1 pseudogene is annotated in these 238 nt (G+C 62.6%); it reads right to left on the bottom strand.

What is annotated here, in order from left to right:
- Positions 1-238: pseudogene (locus ACM6G4_RS27465) on the bottom strand (NAD(P)(+) transhydrogenase (Re/Si-specific) subunit alpha); the annotation flags it as partial.

Below are 238 nucleotides of genomic sequence, written 5' to 3'. Positions count from 1 at the left end.
TGCCGCTTTCACGGTGCCTGCCGCGGTCATCAGCATCGGCATGAAGCGAGGGTAGTGGTGAGCGGCCAGCAACACAGCCTTGTAACCGGCGATGTTGGCTTGCGACGACAGTACGTCCAGGCTCTGAGCGCGGGAGGTACGCGGCGCGGCTTCCAGGGCAAAGGCGGTAATGCCGCACTCGGCCATTTTGGCGATGGTTTCGTTGCTGAACGGGTTGAGCATGCCCACCACAACGGTG

Source organism: Pseudomonas sp. IT-P258 (genome assembly GCF_949767825.1).
Taxonomy (GTDB): domain Bacteria; phylum Pseudomonadota; class Gammaproteobacteria; order Pseudomonadales; family Pseudomonadaceae; genus Aquipseudomonas; species Aquipseudomonas monachiensis.
Note: the sequence above shows the minus strand (reverse complement) of the source record. Positions and strands in the feature narration are given on the sequence as shown.